This window comes from Chryseobacterium sp. R2A-55, from assembly GCF_021401085.1.
GTDB lineage: Bacteria > Bacteroidota > Bacteroidia > Flavobacteriales > Weeksellaceae > Kaistella.
Map to the genome: position 1 here is coordinate 65,081 of NZ_JACBFP010000002.1, position 24,711 is coordinate 89,791.

The following is a 24,711-nucleotide window of genomic DNA, read 5'->3' on the forward strand; positions in this document are numbered from 1 at the left end:
AGAAAAATGTACTTAAGGCACAATCACTGTGAAAATATATGCCGCCAAATTCACCAGCAAAACAGTTCCGTAAAGGTGATTCGTCTTTCCACGACTGAGCGACAACATCACGATGAATACCGAAAGTGCAAGTAAAATAATGGATTTCATATCCAGTCCCAAAACAAAAGGAATATCGTAAACTACACAAACGACTGAAACGGCGGGAATCGTTAACCCCACACTGGCCAGAGCAGAACCCAGTCCGAGATTGATTGAAGTTTGAATCTGATTGTTTCTTGCAGCCCGAATTGCCGCCAAACCTTCCGGTAAAAGGACAACTGATGCAATGATTACTCCTACCAAAGCTCTTGGTGCACCCATATTTTCCACGAAGTCCTCAATGACTGGCGAAAGTCCTTTTGCCATGAAAATCACCACAGCAAGACAAATAATAAGCAGAATGAGACTGACAAATGTCCTTAGGCTAGTGGGAGGATCGGCTTCATGCGTAGTGTGATCCGCTTCTTCCACCACGAAATAATTCCGGTGACGAACCGTTTGAAACATCAGGAAACTGCCATAAATCGTGAGACAAGCTAACGAAACGAATACCAACTGTGCATTAGAATAAAACGGTCCGCGAATGCTTTGAGTATAATTCGGTAAGATCAGGGTAAGAACCAAAATGGCTACAAGACTCACCAAATAAGTGGTAGCCGAACTTGTGATAAAGAACTGCTCCTTGTATTTTCTACTCCCGAGCCAAATACAGATCCCGAGAATTCCATTGAGAATCAGCATGACGGCCGCAAAAACGGTATCACGAGCATAAGTCATCGCGCCTTCACTTCCTGAAAGCATAAACGAGATGATTAATCCTACTTCTAAAATAGTAATACAGATGGCTAAAATAATAGTTCCGAATGGCTCACCAACTTTGTGTGCCACCACTTCCGCATGGTGAACCGCAGCAAACACAGTCCCAAAAAGCAGTATCACTCCTATAATATTTCCACCAACACCACCGTTCAGAAATCCGCCAAGATAAAAAATTGCCGAAATTACGGGAAGAATAATGGTCCAGTGCAGTAGTTTTTTGAATTTCATCTTTTGTACAAAAATATATAAAATCTATTAATAATTTAGAATTAATCGATTTTCTTAATAAATATTTAACAGTTTTTTCCAAAGAAAATAGTCTTGAAAATCGGTCACCATGTGGAAGAAAAGACCGACGGCAATAATTCTGTACTTTCCATGGAGAAAGACGCAACCTAGAAAATATAGTGCAATCATCGGATAAGAGTGCATTGGATGAAAACCAATACTATTGCGATCTGGATCGAAAATAGGATTTGCAAAAAGATGATCTAAATCCACCAGCATCGTAGCAAGCATGATGAAGTAAGCTTTTCGCCAATCTGGCTTGAAGAAAACTTTCGCAATGAAAACCGGAAAGACCAAATGCAGAAAATAATGAACCGATTCCCGCAGCATAACAAGATTTTCCATTAAAATTTACCTTTTAAAAATTTTTGTCTCAAATCTTCGTCCAGTTTTTCGATAGCGTATCGAAGCGAGGTTCTGGGCATTTTGTGATAATTATCTTTTAGGAACGCCAAAAGTTCGTCTTCATTTTTTTGTCCCATTACGCGCAGAAGCCAACCGTTTGCCTTGTGCATCAAATCGTGTTCGTGAGATAAATTTTTTAAGACCAGTTCTTTCACCAGCTCAAATTTTCCTTTCTTGACATGAAACATGGTGGACACTACTGCCATTCTCTTTGACCACAAACGATCTTCATTTGCGAGCGCTCTGAGCAATTCATCCTCTTGATTTTCTAAACAATGCCTGCCCAAAATCTTGTAGCAGGAATTATCTACCAAATCCCAATTGTTGATATGTTTCCTATTCTTTAAATAAAATTTTACGATCTCTAATTTCTCGTCGGGATCTTTTGATTTTTCATACTTTGAAACGAGCATCAATAGTGCACTATGACGATATTCGTGGATTCTTGAAGAGAGGAGTTCCCGCAATTCCTCCAGCGAAATTTTTTGGAAATATGCTTTCACCACTTTCCTTTGATCAGGAACGGTTACTCCGATGAATTTGTCGCCTTCCGCATATTCGCCTTTTCCCGCTTTGAAAAATCTAGGATAAAAATCTTTCTTTTCCGGCAATGCCAGTTCTTTTAATGCATTTTGAATTTCTTCTACTAAAATCATGGAACCAAAGATTTAAAGCAAAAGTAAACATTCTGGGCAAAATCAGCTTCTTCGCAAAACTTGAATTATAAATAAAATTTTCACGATAGAAAACCGTTATTAGAATATGTATAAGATTTTAGTAATTTTGACGAGCCTTATTTTAGTTTGCTGTAACGGACAGGAAACTGAAAAGCCTATCAAAAAAAATCAAAAAATGGACAATCAAAATTTAGAATACATCACGTTTGGTGGCGGATGTTTTTGGTGTGTAGAAGGTGTTTTTGAAAACCTGAAGGGAGTGGAATCAGTCGTTTCCGGATATTCCGGCGGACACAAAGCGAATCCTACTTATCAGGAAGTGTGCACCGGCGAAACCGGACATGCCGAAGTGGTTCAGGTGGGTTATGACCCTGCTGTTATTTCTTATGAACAAATGATGGACGTGTTTTTCTTTCTGCATGATCCTACACAACTGAACAGACAGGGAGACGATATCGGGACTCAGTACCGGTCAGTGATTTTTTATAAAGACGATGCGGAAAAATCAAGAGCCGAACAAGCCCTGAAGACCTCTGAAGCAAGTGGAAGATGGCATGGAAAGTATGTTACCCAAATCGTGAAATTTGAAAAATTCTGGCCTGCCGAAGATTATCATCAAGGGTATTTTGACGCCAATCCCAACCAACCTTATTGCAGCGCCGTGGTGGCTCCGAAAGTGGCCAAGTTCAAAAAACATTATGGCGAATTGGGAATGTTGAAACCCGAAGCAGTAAAATAATTAAGTGGAGCATGAGTCTCCACTTTTTTAATGAAAAGTCTTAATTTTTTTCATTTGATTACTTGTTGCCCCGAAATTCTATTTTGAAGAACCTTCCGTTACGGAGCTGTTTCTGAAAAGCCCTATCTTTGCACTTTCAAAATCAGCAAACCAGATACTCATGGCATTAGAGCTTTACAACCCGTTCGATGAATTAATTTTTGATGAAAGTTTCTGTTTCCTCACCGGGAAGCTGAGTCTGGAATCAATATCGGTTTTCCCGGAATGGTTGCTTGAGCATTTTAGAATTGGCGACGACCCGTTTGAAATGATGGAAAAGGAGAAAATATTCCGCTACCGGGATTTAAAGCTTCCGTGCACGCCGGAAGTGAAAAGTGCTTTCGACGAATTGGAAGAAAAAATCCAGAAAGCGTACCGGCAGGGATATGAAGGAATGGCGGCTTTGGATGAAGAATTGATTTTTCAGTGGTCGGCAAAAATCGTTTACGGAATCATGCACCACGAATTTCAGCACCAAAAGAAAAGGATGGCGAAAATAGGCGAAGAATTCCAGATTTCAAAAGACTTGAAAGAACGATTCGGATTGTTTCATTTGATGATCCAGTCCGTGATAAAACCGGTAAAATTCATCGGAAGAAAACCTTGGTCTTTAGTGGTTTTTCCCTTAAAATATTCGGCAGACATTTTCAGCTACCGCGATGACATGATCAACTTACTATTCACAATGGGCGTTGATAAGTTCGGGTTCATCATCCACATGCAGGATAACGGCGCAATTGCCGAAAAGGAGCAGGAACTTCTGGCAAAAATGAACGGTCATGTTTTACATCCGGTTCAGTACGAAGAACTGTACGCAAAGTTTCACTATTCAGATTATCTTCTGCAGTACAAACCAAACTACAATATTGAATACACTGATAACGAGGCAATTATCGAGTCACTTCCTATTCTTGCTGACCAGAACCGACCTCTTTTTGGTTTTTGGGACCAAAAAGTATATGCGCAATTACTGGCCAATTATTGGGAAGTTTACGGGATTCGGCAGGAACATATCATCCGGCATCAAAGACCGATGCTCAGTTATCTCCTGGATCCTTATTCCAATGAATTTATTGATCCTGAAAAAATCGATCTACCTTTCTAGAATTTTTTTTCATTCAATTTTGTTTATCGGTGATTCTAAAACAGGATTCTAAAAACACAAAAAAGCCGCAACTCAAATTGCGGCTTTCGTATGATTTATGATAAGATTTCTATTTCACCAAAGTCATTTCACTGATTAAGTGACCTGCTTTTCCGTAAATGTCAATCGTCCAAAGTACCATTCTGACGTCCACGTTAATGGTTTTTTGCCATTTTTTGTCAAAGATAATGTCACCACTCAAAGCTTCACTGTTTCCGTCAAAAGCCAGACCCAGTAGATTTCCATGAGCATCCAGAATTGGTGATCCTGAGTTCCCACCGGTAATGTCATTATTGGAAAGGAAGTTTACAGGCATAAATCCTTTTTTGTCTTTGTATTGTCCGAAATTTTTCTTCTTCACCAGTTCCAGGAATCTTTGCGGCAAGTCGAACTCCTCATCACCTTTCTTGTATTTGGCGACCATTCCTCTGGTATCAGTGTAATAGTTATCTTTTTCACTGATTCCGTAATAATTTCTGTCTGCTCTTTCTGGCAAGGTGTTCACAGAACCGTAAGTCAATCTCATCGTAGAATTTGCATCTGGATAGAAAGAGTGATTTGGCTGTGATTTTCTAAGTCCATCCAAAAATATTCTGCTGTTTTTTGCAAATGCGTCATCAACTTTTGAATATTTTTCAGCCAATAATTTTTGGTCTTCACTAAAGCCATTGGCAATTTTCAACAATGGGTCTGAATCAAGTTTTAATTTGTCTGGGTTATTCAAAAAGTTGGTTGCAGATTCCTTAGTTGCGAAAATTGAAGAAAAAGCAACTGTGGAAAGCTTGTCTGCATCTACTGACAGCAGCGTTGGGGAAGCAACATCTTTGCTTACTTTCTGTTGATAAAGCCCAACCATTGAATTGATCATTTCACCCTCCAATTCCGTGTTCAATCCATCATACATTCTTGCAATTCCGTCGGTAACTTTTGTTTTCATCGCTGCTTTTCCGGCATCGTCCTGATCCACATAAGTTTTCAGCAAAGATCCCAACTGGTAGGCAATTCCCAGATATTTTGCATTACGCTGCAACTGAGAGGCATAGTTTCGCTCCACATTTCTGCTGGAGAACTGCTTGTAATTGGATTGGATTTCTGCTAGAACATTCCCGTAAACAGGCTCATTTTCTGGAAGCAGCGCCCAAGTCTGAAATTTTTCTTCCAGTGCTCTCTTATCGGCAACCGTTCCATTTTTTTCCACCGCATCAATTGTTCCCTGTCGGTTTTTCCAGTAGTTTGCAACTGAGGCATATTGGGAAGCGTAATGAAGTTTGGTCGCCTGATCTTTGTCCATGTACTTTTTCATCACATCCATTGCCAACTTAGATGACTGAACCCAAGCTGGATAATCTTTATTGACCATTTGCTCAATTCCAAACGAAGTCAAGTAGCGGTTTGTTCTTCCCGGATACCCCACAATCATTGTGAAATCGCCAGGTTTGTAGCCTTTAAGTGAAATTGGAAGTGCATGTTTAGGCTTCATCGGCACGTTGCTCGGCGAATATTCGGCAGGATTACCATTGGCATCCGCATAAACTCTGAAGACAGAAAAATCCACGGTATGTCTTGGCCACTCCCAGTTATCAGTGTCACCACCATATTTTCCCAATGAATTTGGTGGAGTCCCCACCAATCTTACATCCTTAAAATCTTGGTAAACGAAATAGTAAAACTCATTTCCATTAAAGAAATCTCTTACGACCACCGTATATTTTCCGTTTTGGGAATTTTCATTCTGAATGGCTTTATATTCTGCATCGATGATGTTTTTTCTTTCTTCGGCTGACAGGTTATTATTTAATTTAGAATTAATTTTTGCCGAAACATCATCCATTCTAACCAAAAACCTTACAGAAAGTCCCTTTGCAGGAATTTCCTCAGATTTTTTCATGGCCCAGAATCCATTGGTCAAATAATCTTTTTCCGGAGTTGAAAGTGCTGCAATCTGTCCATAACCACAGTGGTGATTAGTAAAAAGCAAACCTTCTTTGGAAACGATCTCAGCGGTACATCCGCCGCCAAACTGCACGATGGCATCTTTCAGGCTGGAGTTATTTACCGAATAAATTTCTTCGGGGGTTAGTTTTAGACCTTCTTTCTGCATATCAACTCCATTGAGACGCTTGATCATGGACAAAAGCCACATTCCTTCATCTGCTCTGATTTGTAAAAAGCTCAGCATAAAGGTGAGCAGTAATAATATTCGCTTCATAAGTAAAATTTTAATTGCGCTAATTTAAGCAAATCATTTCAAATTCTGAAAGGCAAAAGTCAGCCAGAAAAAGCAAAAGGGTCTGATTTCTCAGACCCTTTTGAACAATTATGATTTAGAAAAAATTATTTCTTGATCAATTTTGTGTTTTCCACTGCACCTCCGCCGTAATTCACCTGAAGGATGTATGTTCCTTTAGCTAAATTAGAAACGTTGATTTGGCTTCCTTTTGCACCATCAACTCTTTTTCCGGAAAGATCGATAATGTTCACATATTCAATTTTTTTGTTTGAAGTTACATTCACCACGTCTGTTGCTGGGTTAGGATAAACTTTCAAAGCGGATTTCACTGCGGTTTCAGAAGTAGCCAACGCTAAGTTACCGGAAAACTTCATGATACCTCTAGTTCCTGCAGGTCCATCACTGAACTGTCCAGCCCAACCAGTAGTAGGATTAAGGAATTGAACCTTTGTTCTTTGTTCATCCGTATCAATAGAAGTCCAGGTATGACCACCGTCAGTACTATATGCCGAACCCATCCATCCTGTAACCTGGAAATTAGAACCGGTTGTAACATAGGTATTCGCGGTTCCAGGCACATAGGAAATACCTGCAGAATAGAAAGTTCCCGTAGGCGTGATTAGATCCCAATTTGCACCACCATCTGAAGATTCATAAAGTGAAGCTGTTGCTGTAGCCGGTGATCCAGCTCCGTCAACTGCGATCAAAAGACCCTTTGATGCAGAACTAAACGCCATTTCTCCAGAAGAACCGGTAGTTATTACCCCACCAAAATCAAGTACCGGTGAATAAGCTGCAGTCCAAGTTGCACCACGGTCTGGTGAGTGCAGAATTCGTCCTTGGCTTGTTCCTACCCAGATATGGTCACCCAAAACTTTTTTAATTCCCACATAGGTAAATTCATCAGTACTTATCGCTGTCGGTGCTGTGGTTATCGCTGTCCAAGAAGTTCCACCGTTTGAAGTTTTGTACATTTCAAACTTTGAACCGGCGGGAGTTGGGTCCCCGGAAGTCCAACCGTTATTTGCATCCCAGAAATACACGTGGTTAGCAAAGGAAGCCGAAGTATATCCCGGTAATTGTTGGGTCCAAGAAGTCCCGCCATTTGTAGTTTTCCAAACTCTGTTTGCATTCGTTCCCGCAGCAAAAGGAGCAGTTACAATCCAAGCCGTGTTTGCATCAATCGCAGCAATATCAGAGAACAAAGCATTTGAACCTGGGCCGGAAACGGCACTTGCAGTCCAAGTGGCACCACCATTAGTAGTTCTTCCAATCATTTTAGGATAGCTATTTGCAGTTCCGCTTCCGTCATAAGGGAAAGTCCAAACGGTATTGGCGTCGATAATTACCATTTCATCGATACCGTAATTTGCAGGGAAATTAGTAGGCTGTGCTATCCAACTTTGTGCCTGAGTCATCATTGCAGACACAGCAAAAACTGAAAGTAAAAGTTTTTTCATAATCTTATAAGTTTAATGATTTTTTGTAAAAGTATATAATTCGGAATTAATATGCAAATAAAGTTGTGATAAATTTGATGTTTAGGCAAAATCCTAACAAATTTGTTGAATTGAAAAAAAACAAAAAATCAACTTTCAACCTCCAGGTAATTTTATGGATGAAATGGAATTTTTACCATTTCAGTATGGGGAATGTCATCTTCCAAATATTTCTTGCCGGTATCTCTAAATCCAAATCCAGTGTAAAATCTAAGGAGATAATCCTGCGCAGAAATCCTGATTTCGTGGGTCCGAAATCTGTTTTCAATGGCATTTATTGCGAATGTCATCACCGTTTTTCCGAGGTTCAAATTCCGATATTTTAGAGCAGTAAGCACTCTTCCAACTGATGCTTCGCGATATTTAACACCGCGGTCAAAAATCCTGCAATAGGCGACCAACTCATCTTGTAGTTCGCCCCAAATGTGAACCGCTTTCCCATCAAATCCGTCAAGTTCCGGATACGGGCAGTTTTGTTCCACCACGAAAACTTCGATCCTCGCTTTCATGATTTTATAAAGTTCTTCGGTGGTCAATTGTTCGAAGGATTTTATTTTCCAAAGAATATCCATATCTAATTAATTATCCAGAATCATGATCTAAAGAAAAAGATCAAACAAAATTGACATGATTGTTTTCCAGGAAGGCATTAGTTTTCGCGATGAAATTCAAGATTTCCTCACCGCCGGTTTTCTTTTCTGCCGAAGTGAGATAAGTCTCGGGCAAATCTTCCCAGGTTTTCAGCAGTTCAGCTTTATAATGCTCCACTTTCAATTCGGATTCCTTGGGTTTCAGTTTATCTGATTTGGTGAAAACAATGGAAAAGGGAATGGAGTTTTCTCCGCACCATTCAATGAATTCCAGATCAATTTTTTGTGGTGAATGCCTGGAGTCTACCAAGATAAAAAGATTCACCAGGTTTTTTCGGTTCAGGATATAATTAGTGATCAGCTTCTCAAAATCTTTCCGGCTGCTTTTCGAAACTTTGGCATAGCCATATCCCGGCAAGTCTGTCAAATACCAGTTGTCATTCACCAGAAAATGATTGATCAACTGGGTCTTTCCTGGAGTTTGAGAGGTCTTCGCCAAATCTTTACGGTTCATCAGCGCATTGATCAGTGATGATTTTCCCACATTTGATCTTCCAATAAAGGCATATTCCGGCAGGTTCGGTTCTGGGCAGTTTTGCCACTTCTCACTGCTTTTCACAAATTCAGCTGTCTTGATAACCATCTCTATTTTTATTCAAATTTAGTGAAATAAAAAATGGAAGTTAAACTTCCACCTCGTCTATTTTTTTCGATTTTCCAACCAGTTGAATAGGATTTCATTGAATTCATCAGGTTTTTCCATCATTGCTGCATGTCCGCACTTATCCAGCCAAAACAGGTGAGAGTCTGGAATCAGCCTATCCATTTCGATGGCTACTTCTGGCGGGGTTACATTATCCTGTTTTCCCCAAATTAGGCAGGTAGGAACCGGTATTTTATGCAACTCTTTTTCCATATTATGCTTAATGGCGCTTCTTGCAAGCATCACGGTTTTGATCCCCTTTCCCCGGTCATTCACAATTGAAAAAACCTCATCCACCAATTCTTCGGTGGCAATTTCGGGGTCATAAAAAACCTCTTCAGCCTTCTTCTTGATATAGTCTCGGTCACTTTTTCGCGGAAAACTGTCTCCAAATGAACGTTCATACAATCCCGAACTCCCTGTCAGCACCAAATGCGTCACCACATCCGGACGAGCCAAGGTCAAAATCAAACCGACATGTCCTCCCATTGAATTTCCCACTACAATTGCGGGTTCACCCACTTCTTCTTCTATAAACCTCGCCACAAACTTCGCGATGGAGGTGAGATTGGTATTGAGTACAGGCAAATCGTAAATGGGTAAATCAGGAAAATATACACGGTATCCCCTCGCCGAAAAATAAGAAATCAGTTTGGTGAAATTACTCAGACCACCCATCAATCCCTGCAAAAGAACGATCGGACGACCTTCACCTTCCGCTAGATATTTGAATTGTTTGGTTTTTTTCTTTTTAAATAACATAAATTTTCCTCAATAGGCGATTGCAAAAATACAAATTTAACCTCAAAATTAATTTTTTTCACATCAAAAGTATTGGTTAATGTGACAATATTCAACAAATATGATGTTTTTCACCTCCATTTGTTTTTCAAAAACCAGACCATCGCTAACTTATTTTTTATCAATAGATTACCCGATGATTTCAAAACTTATTAACATTAAGTCAAAAAGTGGGAAAAAGTGGGAAAATTTCAAAATTATTATATAAATTTGTCCCAAATGATTAATTTCTACGAGACATACGAGTGCAAAATCGATGATAAAGGCCGACTGAAACTGCCTTCATCAGCGGTAAAGCATCTGGAAGATCTCGGTGGGGAATTTGTAGTGAAACGTTCGGTTTTCAACAGCTGCCTTGAAGTATATCCGATGAAATCCTGGAACCAAAGGATGGAAACTATTGGAAGACTGAACCGGTTTGTGAAAAAAAACCTGGAATTCATCCGCAAATATACCGCCGGACTAAAAACTGTGGAAATTGACAGAGCCGAAAGAATCCTTATTGCCAAAGATTTAAAATCGTTTGCAAATCTCGAAAAAGAAATTGTAATCGCCGGCATGATCGATTATTTCGAAGTCTGGGATAAAACCAGCTATGAAGAAAACGTCAAAACTGATGAATACGATTTTGCCCAATTGACGGAAGACGTAATGGGAAATTTTGATGCAACCGGTGAATTTACCCCGGATTGAATGATGCGTTTTTCATCAAGAAATAATAATACTTAACTTAAAAATTGCCAATGCAGTGGATTACCGATCACTGCTAAGCAGATGAACAATGAGTTATCACAACCCCGTATTGCTGAAGAAAAGTGTTGATGATTTGGTCACAAATCCAGACGGAATCTATGTGGACGTGACTTTCGGTGGAGGTGGCCACTCAAGGGAAATCCTGAAAAGGCTTTCTGACAAGGGAAAACTCTTCAGTTTCGACCAAGATTTAGACGCTCTTGAAAACACCATCCGGGATGACCGGTTTACACTGATCAACCAAAATTTCAGGTTTCTGGAAAACTCACTGTTGATGTACGGAATTTCTGCTGTGGATGGAATTCTCGCCGATCTGGGAGTTTCTTCCCACCAATTTGATGCGGCGGAACGAGGATTTTCGACCAGAAGTAACGCTCCACTAGATATGAGGATGAACGTGATGCAGGGTTTGGATGCCAGGAAAGTGATCAATGATTATGAGGAGGAACATTTGGCTGACATTTTTTACCATTACGGCGAACTTCGCGAAGCAAGAAAATTGGCAAGAGAAATCGTTCATCACAGAAAAACAAAGGCGATTGAAACCACGGAAGATCTTAAAAAACTCTTCAGCTATATTCCACCTCACAAACAAAATAAATTTTTTGCACAGGTTTTTCAGGCCGTTAGAATTGAGGTGAATCAGGAACTGGAGGCTTTAAAAGAAATGCTGCTTCAGTCCTACAAGATCTTGAAACCGGGTGGAAGATTGGTAGTCATTTCTTATCACTCGCTCGAAGACCGTTTGGTAAAGAGATTCTTAAAAAACGGAATGTTCGAAGGTGAACCGAAAAGAGATATCTACGGCAATTATGACAAAGCATTTGAGCTTCTGCAAACCAAGGCAACCGTTCCCCATGAAGCAGAAATTGAAGAAAACTCCAGAGCCAGAAGTGCAAAACTGAGAACGGGAATAAAGTTGTGAATTGGCTTCCCCATTCATTCATCAAGGTTGAATGGTGAATTTTAATAGGAACAGAACGTGGCAATCAAAAAGAGGACATATCGCCCACAGAAAAAACTCACTTTTATTGATATCATAAAAGGGAATTTTCTGAACCGTGATGAAGTGAAAATTCATTACAAATATTTCCTGTTGGTCTTCGTGTTGCTGATGATTATGATTTACAGCAATCACTTGGTGAGCAAAAAAATCGAGCATGTCAATGATTTAAAAGAACAGACTGAAGAATATAAATCCAGAAACGCATATGCACAGAGCAGGTTGATCAAAGTGAAACTGGAATCCGAACTCGGTAAAGAAATGGTTCAGGATTCACTTTTGTCGCTAGAAAATCACCCGCATAAACTTTTAATAAAACTAGACAGTACTGATGGCGGTGCAAAATGAATTTGAAAAAAAACGCTCAAGGACATTGAGGTGGGGCTATCTTTTCGCAGGATCAGCCTTCATCCTGTTTTTAGTGTTTCTCGGCAAGATTCTCTTTCTGCAAAACACCAACGTACAAGAAATTAAAGACGACTACATCAACAAAAATTATCGAGAAGCCACCCTGAATGCCGCCCGCGGAAATCTCTTCGCAGCGGATGGATCCATTTTGGCAACCACCGTGATGCGGTATGATGTTTATCTGGATTTTAAAGTAATCAAGGACTCGGTTTACAACAATAATATAGGAGCTTTGACGGATTCTTTGTCAGCAATGTTCGGTAAACCAAGGAGTTATTTCCGGGACCGGCTCGATCAGCAGAAAAAGGCAAAAAACCAATATTACGCTTTGGTTAAAGGGCTCGATTTTGACGAGTATGACCGAATCCGGAATTTCCCCATCTTCAAGAAAGGAAAAAATAAGGGCGGTTTCATCATCGACAGAAATTTCAAAAGAGAACTGGCAACTACCCAGATCGGAGCCGGAACCATCGGAATGGACAACGGCATTACAAAATCTGGATTAGAAGGGGCATTTTCGAAATATCTGACCGGAACAAACGGAACCCGCCTGGAACAAAGAGTAAACTCAAGTCAATGGAAACCAATCGATTACTGGAAGGTAAAAGAACCGATCGACGGACAAGATGTTTACACCACAATCGATTTACGAATCCAGGATATCGCCCATTCTGCGTTGGAAAAACAACTCGTAAAATTTGATGCAGACCACGGCTGTGTGTTGGTGATGGAAGTGGAAACCGGAAAAGTGAAAGCCATGGTCAACCTCCGAAGAACCGAACCCGGAATTTATGTGGATGCCTATAATTACGCCCTGAAAGATGCTACCGAACCGGGATCCACCTTCAAAACGGTGTCACTTTTGGCGGCAATGGACGATGGATTCATTGATGAAGAAACAAAAGTGGATGTGGGAAATGGTATTTGGACTTACGCAAAACAGAGAATTACAGATGGTCATGGAGGCGGAGTTTATGAGATTTCAGACGTCTTGGCAAAATCAAGCAACGTGGGTTCCGCCAAACTGATCACCAAATTCTATGCGGATAAACCCAAAGTTTTCCTGGACCACCTGCGAAGATGGAAAATGTTCGACAAAATGGAAATCGAGATTCCTGGAATTACAAAACCCTACATTGTGACACCAAAGGATAAAAGATGGAATGCGGCTACCTTGGCTTCACTTGCTTACGGCTATTCGTCAAGGTTTAACTTACTGCAAATGACCACCTTTTACAATGGAATCGCCAATAAGGGAAAGATGCTGAAACCACTCTTCATTGAAAAAATAATGAAAGATGGAAAAGTTCTGTATGAAGCAAAACCGCAAGTGATGGTCAACAAAATGGCATCAGCCAAAGCAATTCAACTCATGACTTCATCGCTCACAAAAGCGGTAGAAAAGGGAACGGCAAAAAGCATTTTCACCCCGAATCTGAAAATGGCCGGAAAAACCGGAACCGCCAGATTTGAATACTGGAAAACTGGTCCAGCAAAATATCAAGCAAGTTTTGCAGGTTTTTATCCCAGTGACCACCCGAAATACACCTGTTTCGTGATGATCAACCAGCCGGATAATTCTAAAGGTTTTTACGGCGCCACCGTCGCCGCACCGGTCTTTAAAGAAATTGCCGGAAAAACTTTCCTGAAAACGCCACAAAACGTGGAACAGGAAATGTTGGTGGACAAAAAAGTGGACTTAAGCAAAATGATAGAACCAAATGCCACTTTGGCCATGAACGAAAACCAAATGCCTAATGTGGTAGGAATGATCGGCAAAAACATTATTCCACAATTGGAAAACGCTGGCTACCGTGTTGATTTTAAGGGCGTTGGGAGAATCAAGGAACAGTTTCCTTTAGAAGGAACCACCATTAATAAAAACCAGAGAATTTATCTGCAGTTACAATAGGACAAAACGTAATTTGTCTAAACCACATAGAAAATGAACCTAAAAGAAATACTCCACAGAATCCCCATTTTGGAACTTCACGGAAATGAAAATCCGGAAGTTTCCGAAATCGTTTCCGACAGCCGAAAAGCGGTCGAAAACTCGCTGTATGTTGCAGTGAAAGGCACGGTTTCTGATGGTCATTCCTTTATAAATTCTGCCATTGATAAAGGTTCAACGGTCATCGTTTGCGAAGATTTACCCAAAAATTTAGATGAAAAAACCACCTATTTGAAAGTGAAAAATTCGTCAAAAACTTTGGGACAAATGGCTTCCAATTTTTATGGAAATCCATCAGAAAAGCTAAACTTAATAGGAATTACGGGAACCAATGGCAAAACTTCAGTAACTACTTTGCTTTTTGATATTTTCAAACATCTTGGATTTAAAACCGCATTGATTTCTACGGTGGAATATAGAATTGATGACGAAGTTTTCCCTTCCACCCACACCACGCCAGATGTTTTGACTTTAAATAAGATTTTAAGTAAAGCGGTGGAAACCCGCTGTGAATACGTATTCATGGAAGTTTCCTCGCACGGAATCCATCAGGACAGAATTGAAGGGCTGCATTTCAAAATTGCGGGCTTTACCAATATTACCCACGATCATTTGGATTACCACAAAACTTTCGATGAGTACCTGAAAGTGAAAAAACGATTCTTTGACGAACTGAATCCGGATGCAACCGCAATTACCAACATCGATGACAAAAATGGTTTGGTGATGCTTCAAAACACGAAAGCGTTAAAGAAAACTTACGCCTTGAAAACAATGGCGGATTTCCACGGAAAGATTTTGGAAGTTGATTTTAATGGAATGTTATTGAACTTCAACGGAAGAGAATTCTGGACTACCCTGACCGGAAAATTCAACGCTTACAATTTGCTTCTGGCATTTGCGGTTGCGGTGGAAAGTGGTTTTCATGAAGATGATATCTTACAGGCGATTTCAAAACTTCAACGGGTAAAAGGAAGATTTGAAACCCTGAAATCCGATGGCGGCATTTTCTTCATCGTGGATTATGCACACACTCCAGATGCATTGGAAAAAGTATTGGATTCCATCAATGAAATCCGAACAAAAAATGAACGATTAATCACCGTTTTCGGTTGTGGCGGCGATCGGGATCATGCAAAACGCCCCGAAATGGGAAAAATTGCCACCCGGAAATCCACTTTGACCATCATTACTTCAGACAATCCGCGCACAGAAAATCCTAATGAGATCATCAAAGAAATCGAAGCTGGAATAGAACCACAGAATTTCAGCAAATACACTTCAATTCCCGACAGAAAAGAAGCGATAAAAATGGCAATCAAATTTGCTGAACCGAAAGACATCATCCTCATCGCAGGAAAAGGACACGAGAATTATCAGGAAATTAATGGGGAACGAATTCATTTTGATGATAAAGAATTGGTCATGGAACTTTCAAAGTTAATGTCGAAATAATGCAAAAAGGTAACCAGGTGAAAATCAAAAGTAATACATGAAGAACCTAAAACTTTAAACCTAAAATCCACAATAAAGATGCTATACTATCTCTATGAATATTTAACCGCAAACGGAATCCACATTCCAGGACTTCGGATGTTCAGATTTATCTCCTTCCGAGCGGGAATGGCAGTTCTATTGTCACTGGTTATCGCACTAATTTATGGCAAAACAATCATCAACTATCTCAGAAACAAACAGATGGGCGAATTGGTGAGAGATTTGGGTTTGGAAGGTCAGAAGCAGAAAGAAGGAACCCCCACGATGGGCGGCTTGATCATCATTCTCGCCACTTTGATCCCGGTTTTGCTTTTTACCAGAATCTTCAACATCTACATTGTGTTGCTGATCATTTCTGTGCTTTGGATGGGAGCTATTGGATTTCTGGACGATTACTTAAAGAAAATCAAAAAAAATAAAGAAGGTTTAAGCGGAAAATTCAAGGTCATCGGACAGGTTGGGTTGGGTTTGATCGTGGGAATCACCATGTATTTCCATTCAGATATTACCGTGAAAAGGAAATATGCGGATGCCCAAGTGGTGAACAGAAACAATGTGGAAAAAAACTTTATGCCGACCGAAAAATCAACGGTTTCCACCGTTCCATTTGTGAAAAACAATGAGTTCGATTACAGTGGAATGCTCTTTTGGATGTCGCCGGAGAAAGCTCATGAATGGTCGTGGGTTGTTTTTATCCCGATGGTTATTTTCATTGTAACCGCAGTTTCAAATGGAGCCAATATTACCGACGGAATTGATGGTCTGGCTGCTGGAACCAGTGTGGTCATTCTGCTCACTTTGGCACTTTTTGCCTACCTGTCCGGGAACATCATTTTCGCAGACTATCTGAACATCATGTTCCTCCCGAATATGGGTGAAACCACCATTTTTGCACTTGCTTTGGTGGGTGCGGTCATCGGCTTTTTCTGGTACAATACTTATCCGGCACAAGTGTTTATGGGCGATACCGGAAGTCTGATGTTGGGCGGTGTCATAGCGGTCTTGGCGATTATTTTAAGAAAAGAACTGATGATTCCTGTCCTTTGCGGAATTTTCTTGGTGGAAAACATTTCCGTGATGTTGCAGGTAGCAGTCTTTAAATATAGAAAAAGAAAATATGGGTTGGAATATGCTCAAAATAATAGGTTCTTCAAAATGTCGCCGCTTCACCATCATTATCAAAAAGTAGGTTATCACGAAAGCAAAATCGTTAACCGGATGATTATCATTGGAGTAATGCTCGCGATCATTTGTGTAATCACATTAAAAATTAGATAATTGGCACGGATAATCAACTTGTAATTTATCCTTAGCATCACCATTGGAAAAAATAATGAAAATAGTAATCTTAGGCGCCGGCGAAAGCGGAGTGGGTGCAGCCATTCTTGCGAAAAAGAAAGGGATGGAGGTTTTCCTTTCCGACAAAGGCACGATCAAAGACGAATACAGAAAGATCCTGGACGAATCCGGAATTGAATATGAAGAAGGAAAACATGACGAAGCACAAATTCTGGGTGCAGACTGGATCGTGAAATCACCGGGAGTCCCAAAAAAGGTGGAAATCATCCAAAAAATCCATCAAAAGGGAATCCGGCTCTCCTCTGAAATTGAATTTGCTTCGGAATTTACGAACGCAAAAATCATCGCAATCACCGGAAGCAATGGCAAAACCACCACCACCTCTCTGATCTACCATATCTTGAAAAATGATGGTTTCAATGTGGGTTTAGGAGGAAACATTGGAAAAAGTTTTGCAAGACAAGTTGCAGAAGAAAATTTCGATTATTATGTTTTAGAAGTGAGCTCATTCCAATTAGATGATATTCAAAATTTTAGACCTTACATTTCATTGTTGTTGAATCTGAGTAAAGACCATCTTGATCAGTACAATTACAACTACGAGGAATATGCGTTGGCAAAATTCCGGATTGCAGAAAACCAGGAAAATGACAATTTCTTCATTTACAACAAGGATGATGAAATGAGCATGAACCTGCTGGAAAAACTCGAAATCAAAGCGAAAATGATTCCATTTTCTACAAAAATAAAACTAAATGAAGGGGGTTTTGTCGAGGGTGAAAGTATCGACGTGAAATGGGAGGACGAATTCATCATGAAGATTGATGAACTTTCTCTGGTGGGAAATCATAATGTTGCAAACAGTTTGGCAGCTTCCATTGCAGGTAAACTATTGAATATCAGCAATGAAAGCATTCGACATTCACTGATGAATTTCCATGCAGTAGAACACAGACTGGAAAAGGTGGCGACCATCGGCGGGGTAAACTTCATCAATGACAGCAAGGCAACCAACGTTAATGCGTGCTACTATGCCCTGGAAAGCATGAAACAGCCAACAATTTGGATTGTGGGCGGAACTGATAAAGGAAACGATTACACAGAAATTGAAGATTTAGTTAAGAAAAAAGTAAAGGCAATTGTTTGCTTGGGTATTGATAACCAAAAGATTATCGATTTTTTCAAAGATAAAAAAGAGTTGATTTACAGCACATCCAGCATGGAACAGGCGGTGCGCGTTTCCAAATCACTGGCAGAAAGTGGCGACACCGTTTTGCTCTCCCCATGTTGTGCTAGTTTTGATCTTTTTAAAAATTATGAAGACCGGGGAAGACAATTCAAAGAAGAAGTTTTAAAGTCAGCGGACCCAAAAATTATCAATTAACCACCCCCATTTTGGGACAAAATATGAACGAAACAGAAAGCAAATTCGAACTTTTGAAAGGCGACAAAGTGCTTTGGAGCGTGATTTTATTGATCTCGTTCTTTTCCGTGTTTCCGGTGTATTCCGCCAGTTCCAACCTGGAATATATTGTGAATAACGGAACCACCACTTCGCATTTGATCAAGCATCTGTTCTTTGTGGTTCTTGGTTTGGCAATTATGCGTGGAGTCGGGGTCTTCAAATACGAGTATATCGGCAAACTCAGTGCAATTCTTCTCGGGTTCATGATTATTCTTTTAGGCTTAACCATGTTTACCGGACAAAAAATCGATGGAGCTTCCGCTTCCCGTTGGCTTAAAATTCCCGGTACACCAATCTCTTTCCAGCCGTCTTCATTCGCCTATTTGATGCTGGTCATCTATTTGTGCAGGTATTTAACCAAAAGAATCAAGCGGGAACGGCTTCCTATTGAAAACATTTTGTACATATTTGGTCCGGTTCTTTTGGTCTTTGGATTAGTTGCGAAAGACAACGGTTCCACAGCACTGATGATTCTGATGGTTTCATTGGCAGTGATGCTTGTCGGGCAATTGAATAAGAGATATATTTTCGGTTTTGTAGGACTTTCCGGTGTGGCAATCGGCATCTTCTTATTTTTAGCTTTAAAGACCGACCTGATTGGAAGCAACCGTGTCCACACTTGGATGAGCCGCATCGAAACCTTTACAAATTCCAAAAAAACAACCGATTTAGAAGACGAAAGTCTAAAGGCCAAAAACTATCAGGTAATGCAGGCAAGAGCAGCCATCGTGCACGGCGGAATTACCGGCATGGGACCTGGGAAAAGCGCACTGAAACAAATGCTGCCGCAATCTGCCTCCGATTTCATCTTTGCGATCATCGTAGAAGAGTATGGATTTATAGGAGCTGCGGTTTTGATTGCGCTGTACCTCATCATGATTATAAGGATTGTGATGATTGCCAGCAAAATGCCAGCGTTTTTCGGCAGTTTGCTCGTCATCAGTTTAGGCATCATGATTTTCGTGCAGCTCTCTGTCAATATTGCGGTCGCCGTAAATCTCATTCCGGTTACAGGGCAGCCATTGCCGTTAATCAGTTATGGCGGAACTTCCATGCTCGTTACGTATCTGCAATTAGGAATTATTCTGAATGTCAGTTCCCGAATCCAGGTTTATGATGAAGAAGGAATGGGCAAAAAACAGAGTATAGAGGAAATCAACGATATCGCATAAGCACCTAAATCCGAACAACAGAAAAATGAGTACTAACGAAAACATACAATCAAAGGCTTTCATCCCCCGTGATGAAAAGAGTGCGTTTCGCGTTCTCATGAGCGGAGGCGGAACGGGAGGACACATCTTCCCGGCAATCGCCATCGCAGATGAAATCAAAAAAAGGCTTCCCAATGCTGAATTCCTCTTCATTGGAGCATACGGAAAAATGGAAATGGAAAAGGTGCCACAAGCGGGATATCAAATCGTGGGATTAAACATTGCCGGATTTGACCGTGGAAATTTGCTGAGCAATTTCAAACTCCCCTTTAAAGTCATTTCAAGTTTGATCAAGGCCAGGAAAACCATCAGGAATTTCAAACCCGACTTTGCGGTTGGAACCGGTGGATTTGCAAGCGGACCAGCGTTATTTATGGCTTCCAGATTAGGCATTCCGATTTTTGTGCAGGAACAAAATTCCTTACCCGGAAAAACCAATATTTTCCTCTCCAAAAAAGCAAAAGCTGTTTTCACGGCGTATCCAGCAATGGATAAATTTTTCCAGGGAACCAAAACTTTGTTTTTAGGAAATCCGATTCGCCAAAATATCATCGCCGACTTAGTTGACCGCAAATTGGCTAAAGAAAAGCTAGGTTTAGATCAAAATAAGTTGACGATACTTTCCGTTGGCGGTTCTTTAGGTTCTAGAACTTTAAATAACGGCTGGAAAGAAAATCTGGACCAAATTATAGCGAAAGATTTTCAGCTGATCTGGCAAACGGGAAAAACCGATTTTAAAACCATTCAGCAGGAAACCCAAACAAAACTGCATAGAAACATCCAAATAGTGGAGTTTATCAAAAATATGGAAATGGCGTATTCCGCAGCTGATGTGATTGTTTCCAGAGCCGGTGCAATCGCAATTTCGGAATTGGCAGTAGCACAGAAACCTGTTCTGTTGGTTCCGTTTCCATTTGCCGCAGAAGACCATCAAACCAAAAACGCGATGACTTTGGTTGAAAAAAATGCAGCACGAATGGTGAAAGATTCCGAAATGAAGGAAAAATTTCTTCCTACACTGATGGAAATCTGCCAGAATGAACACTTGAGAAAAGAAATGAGCGAAAACCTGAAATTCTTTGCCAAACCAAAAGCAGCAGAGGAAATTGTGGATGAAATAATAAAGAGCATAACTATAAAAAAATAAATCAGAGCTGCGAAATCTAACAAAACGTCAGACAAGCAGGAAATAAGATAAAAAATGAAACCTTTAAATACTTATCAAAACTTCTACTTCATCGGAATCGGCGGAATTGGAATGTCGGCAATCGCCAGATATTTCAAATCCATCGGAGGAAATGTTTTGGGTTATGATAAAACCGAGACAAAACTCACTTCCGCACTGATCTCGGAAGGAATTGATATTGTTTTTAAAGACGAAATCACTCCAAAAATAAAGAGTCTAGATCCGGAAAATACGCTGGTTATTTATACACCCGCCATCAAAAAACTGGATATCCTCAACTATTTTGACGAAAATGGTTTCATGGTTTTGAAAAGAGCAAAAGTTCTCGGAATGATTACTGAAAACACCAATTGTATTGCAGTTGCAGGAACCCACGGAAAAACCACTACTTCGTCTTTGGTGGCGCATTTGTGTAAAGAGGCGAATCTTCCGTTTTCTTGCTTTTTGGGTGGGATCGCCGAAAATTTCAAATCTAATTTTCATTTCAATGGAAGTGAGATTTCCGTTGTAGAAGCCGATGAATACGACCGAAGCTTCCTAAACCTTTCACCAGATTGGGCAATCGTGACTTCGATTGATGCAGACCATCTGGATATTTATGGCGACAAGGCAACCATCGAAAAAGGATTTCGGGATTTTGCCAATCTGGTTCCTGAAAACAACCACCTTTTCATCCGAAAGGGAATTGAAATAGGACGAAATGCAAAAACCTACGCGGTGAATGAAGAAGCCGATTTCTACTCCAACAACATCCGGGAAATGGGCGATAAAATCTATTTCGATTTTCATTCAGCAAACGCAGTTGCACTGGATTTTGTGTGGGAAATTCCAGGAATCCACAATGTGGAAAACGCTACTGCAGCAATTGCACTGCTGAATTCAATGGGAGTTGGTTTTGAAACTTTGAAACGGGGAATTGCGGATTTTAAAGGCATCAAAAGAAGATATACCAAACACCATTTTGAAAACGGAAAAATATATATCGACGATTATGCACATCACCCGACAGAGTTGAACGCGGTGATAGGTTCGATCAAACATTTTTATCCGGAAAAAAAATTGCTGGTCGCTTTTCAGCCTCATCTTTTCAGCAGAACCCGGGATTTCGCTGAAGGTTTCGCAGAAAGTCTGGAACAAGCCGATGAACTGATTTTGCTCGACATCTATCCGGCAAGAGAATTACAGGAAAATTTTGAAGGAATTACCTCAAAATGGCTTTTAGATCAAGTAAAATCAGCGAAAAAGGAAGTTTCCACATTGGAAGATGCCTTTGACAAAATACAAGAAAAAGATTTTGATGTTTTATTGACGGTGGGAGCCGGAAATATTGACACTTTATATGATGAAATCGTTAAGTGGCTTTCATCTTCGATGATTAAGAAATAATAATGAGAATTAACAATTAGGGACTTTGATTAAAACCAAATGAAAAACAAATACAGAATACTGAAAATTGCCGTCACGGTAATCATCCTCGGATTTCTATTGAGCTTCTCTTTGAAAAGGTTCAATGACAAATCCATGGAGAAAGTTTCTGTAAACATGGTGAAAACGAAAACTCCTGTATATTTCGTGGATGAAAAGGACATCCTGGAAATTGTGAACAAATCAAATCCCAGTAAAAGGATCGGCGACATCAACATTCCGGAACTAGAGAAAAAACTGAACCAACTGCCTGCAGTGGACAGCGCAAACGTTTATCTGAACCTAAACGGAAATCTGAATCTGGACATCAAACAAAGAGTTCCGGCTTTCAGGTTAAATAACAACGGTAAAGACTTCTATGTGGACGAAAAAGGAACAGAATTCCCGATCTCCAGAAATTATTCTTTCCCATGCATGTTGGTCACCGGAAATGTGAAAAAATCAGAATATCCCAAACTGGCAGAATTGGTCAGTAAAATCAACAGTGACGAGTTTAGCAAAAAGTACTTCATCGGCATTGTAAAGGAAGGCGAGAATTATGAACTGTTGACCAGCGAAGGGAATTACAAGGTAGAGATTGGGGATTTAGACCATATTGACTTTAAGGTGAAAGGTTTTAAAACCTTTGTTGAAAAATACCTTGTTTACCAACAACCGGAAAAATACCGGAAAATATCGATGAAATATGACAACCAGATTGTCACCACCCTAAATCCCAACTTTAAAGAAAATGACAGTGCCATTGCAATAGGGAAAAAAGAATTGGCCAAACTGCCCGTCATTAACCAAAAAAAGGAAGAAGCCGAGAAAAAGCTGAATCTTCCGATCATCAAAAAAGAAGAAAAGTCTGCAGAAAAAAAACCAGAATTAAAAACTGCGGCAAAACCAAATAACACAGAACCAGAAAAGAAAAAAGCAGCAGTTCCTATAAAACCGGTAATTAAGAAAGAAACCGCAGCAACAAAACCAAGAAAGGAAATTACAGAAAAAGGAACTTCAAAACCGGCAGAAAAACCAAAAACCGCGGCGAAAAATTCCGAGAAAAAACCGGAAACCAAGCCGAAAGCAAAAATAAAAATAGAATAAATCAAATCGACATACAATGGAAAATCACGAGTATTCAGTAGGCCTCGACATCGGTACCACAAAGATTGTGGCGATCGTCGGCAGAAGAAACGCCCACGGAAAAATTGAAGTTCTCGGCGTTGGAAAAGCAAAAAGTTTGGGGGTTCACAAAGGGATCGTGAACAATATTTCCCAAACCATCCAGTCCATCAAATCCGCCGTGGCCGAAGCACAATCCAGTTCTGGCGTTCCCATTCACAAAGTTACGGTGGGAATCGCCGGAAAACACATCCGTTCGCTTCAACATTCGGACTATATCATGCGGGAAAATCCCGACCAATACATTACCGAAGAAGATATCGAAATTCTAAAAGAGCAGGTGAAAAAGTTGGTAATGCTTCCGGGTGAAGAAATCATCCACGTTCTTCCGCAGGAATATAAAATTGATTCTGAAGGCGAAATCCAAGAACCCATCGGAATGCACGGAAAACGATTGGAAGCCAACTTTCACGTAGTAGTGGGACAAATGGGAAGCATCCGAAATATTGCAAGATGTGTTCACGAAGCAGGTCTGGAAATGGAAGCCCTCACTTTGGAGCCACTCGCCTCTTCGGAAGCTGTTTTAACCAAAGAGGAAAAAGAAGCGGGCGTTGCAATTGTGGATATCGGAGGAGGAACCACGGATATCGCAATTTTCAAGGACAATATCATCCGTCACACTTGCGTAATTCCTTATGGAGGCGGAATCATCACCGATGACATTAAGGAAGGATGCTCCATCATTGAAAAACATGCGGAGCAGCTGAAAGTGAAATTCGGTTCAGCCGTTCCCGATCTTGAAAAAGACAGCACTTTCGTTACAATTCCTGGACTGCACGGAAGACCTGATAAAGAGATTTCCTTGAAAACTTTAGCCCAAGTTGTAAACGCAAGAGTGGAGGAAATATTAGAAATGGTCAACACCGAGTTGAAAGCATACGGAGCTTTTGAGCAAAAGAAAAAACTGATTGCCGGAATCGTTTTGACCGGTGGCGGTTCCAACCTTCGAAACCTTCGTCAGCTAGCAAATTACACCACCGGTTTCGATAGCCGAATCGGTTTTGCCAATGAATATGTGGTCAATGATAAAAACCAGTTGCTAAAAGGTCCTGAATTCGCGACCGCAATTGGTCTTTTAATGGAAAGTTTGAAAATTCGCGATAGAAAAAACGGAACAGAAAAGCCGGAAGAAATAGTGGAAATAGTGGAAACTATGCCAGAAAATGCAGTGGTAGATGAACAACCGGAATTCAGAACTGAAGAACAACCGGAAATTCAGCCGGCAAAAAGAAAACCGAACCGACTCACCATTGGCGAAAAAATCATGGCCAGCGTAAAAAAGTTTTTCGAAGAAGTAGAATAAGAATCAATGATACATGATAATTGATGATTGGTAGCTCAACCATAGATTATCATTGCAAAAGAAAATCAAT

At 40.3% G+C, this 24,711-nt stretch carries 22 protein-coding genes; 14 read left to right on the top strand and 8 right to left on the bottom strand.

The window, feature by feature from the left end; all coding sequences use genetic code 11:
• Window positions 1-12: 12 nt before the first annotated feature.
• Genes L0951_RS03080 through L0951_RS03090 form a run of 3 tightly spaced genes read right to left on the bottom strand, consistent with a single transcriptional unit; the run spans window position 13 to window position 2,210 of the window.
• The gene (locus tag L0951_RS03080; protein WP_234109399.1) at window positions 13-1,089 is read right to left on the bottom strand and encodes a calcium:proton antiporter; all 1,077 of its coding nucleotides are present in this window, start codon (window positions 1,087-1,089) and stop codon (window positions 13-15) included.
• 54 nt (window positions 1,090-1,143) lie between these two features.
• Window positions 1,144-1,494, bottom strand: coding sequence for a DUF6122 family protein (locus tag L0951_RS03085; RefSeq protein WP_234109400.1), 351 nt, complete (start codon window positions 1,492-1,494; stop codon window positions 1,144-1,146).
• The gene (locus L0951_RS03090; protein WP_234109401.1) at window positions 1,494-2,210 is read right to left on the bottom strand and encodes a DNA alkylation repair protein; all 717 of its coding nucleotides are present in this window, start codon (window positions 2,208-2,210) and stop codon (window positions 1,494-1,496) included. The genes L0951_RS03085 and L0951_RS03090 overlap by 1 nt, the downstream gene beginning before the upstream one ends.
• 106 nt (window positions 2,211-2,316) lie before the next feature.
• Between L0951_RS03090 and msrA the strand changes: the two genes are divergently transcribed.
• Window positions 2,317-2,970 carry a peptide-methionine (S)-S-oxide reductase MsrA gene (gene msrA / locus L0951_RS03095; RefSeq protein WP_234109402.1) on the top strand — a complete coding sequence of 218 codons (654 nt, stop codon included), beginning with the start codon at window positions 2,317-2,319 and terminating at the stop codon, window positions 2,968-2,970.
• A gap of 160 nt (window positions 2,971-3,130) precedes the next feature.
• Complete coding sequence (locus L0951_RS03100) at window positions 3,131-4,114, top strand: hypothetical protein (RefSeq protein WP_234109403.1); 984 nt, start codon at window positions 3,131-3,133, stop codon at window positions 4,112-4,114.
• A 109-nt stretch (window positions 4,115-4,223) separates the two neighbouring features.
• Here L0951_RS03100 and L0951_RS03105 read toward each other — a convergent pair whose 3' ends face one another.
• From L0951_RS03105 to L0951_RS03125, 5 genes are all read right to left on the bottom strand, one after another.
• Complete coding sequence (locus L0951_RS03105; RefSeq protein ID WP_234109404.1) at window positions 4,224-6,362, bottom strand: S46 family peptidase; 2,139 nt, start codon at window positions 6,360-6,362, stop codon at window positions 4,224-4,226.
• Window positions 6,363-6,487: 125 nt separating this feature from the next.
• Window positions 6,488-7,843, bottom strand: coding sequence for a T9SS type A sorting domain-containing protein (locus tag L0951_RS03110; protein ID WP_234109405.1), 1,356 nt, complete (start codon window positions 7,841-7,843; stop codon window positions 6,488-6,490).
• A gap of 152 nt (window positions 7,844-7,995) precedes the next feature.
• Window positions 7,996-8,454, bottom strand: coding sequence for a GNAT family N-acetyltransferase (locus L0951_RS03115; RefSeq protein WP_234109406.1), 459 nt, complete (start codon window positions 8,452-8,454; stop codon window positions 7,996-7,998).
• A gap of 40 nt (window positions 8,455-8,494) precedes the next feature.
• Window positions 8,495-9,115, bottom strand: a complete 621-nt coding sequence (gene yihA, locus L0951_RS03120) for a ribosome biogenesis GTP-binding protein YihA/YsxC (RefSeq protein ID WP_234109407.1) — start codon at window positions 9,113-9,115, stop codon at window positions 8,495-8,497.
• 57 nt (window positions 9,116-9,172) lie between these two features.
• Complete coding sequence (locus L0951_RS03125) at window positions 9,173-9,937, bottom strand: alpha/beta fold hydrolase (protein WP_234109408.1); 765 nt, start codon at window positions 9,935-9,937, stop codon at window positions 9,173-9,175.
• Window positions 9,938-10,195: 258 nt separating this feature from the next.
• On the opposite strand from L0951_RS03125, the gene mraZ reads away from it, so the two are divergent.
• The 12 genes from mraZ to ftsA all read left to right on the top strand — a co-directional run bounded on the left by mraZ (window position 10,196) and on the right by ftsA (window position 24,641).
• The gene (mraZ, locus tag L0951_RS03130) at window positions 10,196-10,669 is read left to right on the top strand and encodes a division/cell wall cluster transcriptional repressor MraZ (RefSeq protein WP_234109409.1); all 474 of its coding nucleotides are present in this window, start codon (window positions 10,196-10,198) and stop codon (window positions 10,667-10,669) included.
• 88 nt (window positions 10,670-10,757) lie between these two features.
• Window positions 10,758-11,654, top strand: coding sequence for a 16S rRNA (cytosine(1402)-N(4))-methyltransferase RsmH (rsmH, locus tag L0951_RS03135; protein ID WP_234109410.1), 897 nt, complete (start codon window positions 10,758-10,760; stop codon window positions 11,652-11,654).
• A 57-nt stretch (window positions 11,655-11,711) separates the two neighbouring features.
• Complete coding sequence (locus L0951_RS03140) at window positions 11,712-12,080, top strand: FtsL-like putative cell division protein (RefSeq protein WP_234109411.1); 369 nt, start codon at window positions 11,712-11,714, stop codon at window positions 12,078-12,080.
• Window positions 12,064-14,052 carry a penicillin-binding transpeptidase domain-containing protein gene (locus tag L0951_RS03145; protein WP_234109412.1) on the top strand — a complete coding sequence of 663 codons (1,989 nt, stop codon included), beginning with the start codon at window positions 12,064-12,066 and terminating at the stop codon, window positions 14,050-14,052. Before L0951_RS03140 ends, L0951_RS03145 begins: the two co-directional genes overlap by 17 nt.
• Before the next feature lie 33 nt (window positions 14,053-14,085).
• A complete protein-coding gene (locus tag L0951_RS03150; protein WP_234109413.1) occupies window positions 14,086-15,546 on the top strand; it encodes a UDP-N-acetylmuramoyl-L-alanyl-D-glutamate--2,6-diaminopimelate ligase in 1,461 nt (486 codons plus the stop codon).
• A gap of 78 nt (window positions 15,547-15,624) precedes the next feature.
• The gene (gene mraY, locus L0951_RS03155) at window positions 15,625-16,866 is read left to right on the top strand and encodes a phospho-N-acetylmuramoyl-pentapeptide-transferase (RefSeq protein WP_234109414.1); all 1,242 of its coding nucleotides are present in this window, start codon (window positions 15,625-15,627) and stop codon (window positions 16,864-16,866) included.
• Between the two features lie 55 nt (window positions 16,867-16,921).
• Complete coding sequence (gene murD, locus L0951_RS03160; RefSeq protein WP_234109415.1) at window positions 16,922-18,271, top strand: UDP-N-acetylmuramoyl-L-alanine--D-glutamate ligase; 1,350 nt, start codon at window positions 16,922-16,924, stop codon at window positions 18,269-18,271.
• A 23-nt stretch (window positions 18,272-18,294) separates the two neighbouring features.
• Window positions 18,295-19,524, top strand: a complete 1,230-nt coding sequence (locus L0951_RS03165; protein WP_234109416.1) for an FtsW/RodA/SpoVE family cell cycle protein — start codon at window positions 18,295-18,297, stop codon at window positions 19,522-19,524.
• Between the two features lie 97 nt (window positions 19,525-19,621).
• A complete protein-coding gene (gene murG, locus L0951_RS03170) occupies window positions 19,622-20,710 on the top strand; it encodes an undecaprenyldiphospho-muramoylpentapeptide beta-N-acetylglucosaminyltransferase (protein WP_410686001.1) in 1,089 nt (362 codons plus the stop codon).
• Window positions 20,711-20,764: 54 nt separating this feature from the next.
• The gene (gene murC / locus L0951_RS03175; RefSeq protein ID WP_234109418.1) at window positions 20,765-22,135 is read left to right on the top strand and encodes a UDP-N-acetylmuramate--L-alanine ligase; all 1,371 of its coding nucleotides are present in this window, start codon (window positions 20,765-20,767) and stop codon (window positions 22,133-22,135) included.
• A 39-nt stretch (window positions 22,136-22,174) separates the two neighbouring features.
• The gene (locus L0951_RS03180) at window positions 22,175-23,260 is read left to right on the top strand and encodes a cell division protein FtsQ (RefSeq protein ID WP_234109419.1); all 1,086 of its coding nucleotides are present in this window, start codon (window positions 22,175-22,177) and stop codon (window positions 23,258-23,260) included.
• Between the two features lie 16 nt (window positions 23,261-23,276).
• Window positions 23,277-24,641 (top strand): cell division protein FtsA, encoded by a 1,365-nt coding sequence (gene ftsA, locus L0951_RS03185; RefSeq protein ID WP_234109420.1) that lies wholly within the window; start codon window positions 23,277-23,279, stop codon window positions 24,639-24,641.
• The last annotated feature ends 70 nt before the right edge of the window (window positions 24,642-24,711 follow it).